This is a genomic window from Candidatus Kurthia intestinigallinarum, from assembly GCF_003991225.1.
Classification (GTDB): Bacteria; Bacillota; Bacilli; order Bacillales_A; family Planococcaceae; genus Kurthia; species Kurthia populi.
Genome location: NZ_JTFC01000063.1, coordinates 1 through 945, shown reverse-complemented (window position 1 = coordinate 945; position 945 = coordinate 1). Strand labels below are relative to the sequence as shown.

At 39.7% G+C, this 945-nt stretch carries 1 protein-coding gene; it reads right to left on the bottom strand.

Annotated features, from left to right (window positions below):
* Positions 1-401 precede the first annotated feature (401 nt).
* On the bottom strand, positions 402-945 hold a 544-nt coding region (locus QI30_RS18625), incomplete at its 5' end, for an MFS transporter (protein ID WP_126992068.1).

Genomic DNA, 945 nt, shown 5'->3' with positions numbered 1-945 from the left:
AATCAAAAGAAAAGACCTTGGGCGTTGCCCAAACCCACGAGGGAAAAGTTTCCCCTCGACCCCCTCCAAAAACTCCCCCATCCCCCTCAATTTTGAGGGGGCTCCCTCGCCGGTAGGCAGGTCAAAAGGTGTTGCCTTTTGACGTGCCGAGAGGGTTCGGGTTTTGCGAAATTCGTCAACTCCTTAAATTCCTTCCCGTTGGTCAGTCAGACATTTACCGTTGACGAATGCCACGTTTTTCGTTCTGCAGCTCATCAGCTTTTAGACGAAAAAAAAGACCGTCAAATGACGATCTTCGTTCTTCAATAAACGCGCCCTTTAATGGAACAAAAAGATTTGAATTCCTGTTATAAAAAAAGGATCAATTTTGAACTCTCTCCCAAAGTTGATCCCTTAACGATTTAGAAATCCCTTTGAGAATGTTTATATACATTCAAGGTAACCAGCCAACTAATGACAATGATTCCTGAAAAAAGTAATAACAAATTACTATACAGATAAGTTGACTGATCAACTTCCATAGGTAACAACCTTTGATCAAGTAAGGGTATGGATAATAAACCACCTACAATTGCAATACCTGTTCCCTCTGATAAAAAGCTGGTAAAGTTAAGCAAACTCATTCCAGCACCAGCTTCCTGCTGTTTCAAGCTACTTGAAACAATTGTTGATATAACTGTTTTGGTGAACGAAAGCCCACCTAAAACAAATACGATTATAATTGTCATGAACCATGATGTTGTTTCTAAAAGAAAGGAAGCAGTTAAAAAGCTAACAGAAAGAAATGTAACTCCGATGTTTAACACGTATAAAGGACCTCTTCTATCAACAAGTATCCCACCAATGTAGCCGAAAATAATGACACTCATTGTTCCAGGGAAAATAATTACACTTCCGATTTCGGCAGTACTTAGCTGGTGAACATCTTTCATCATATAAGGAACC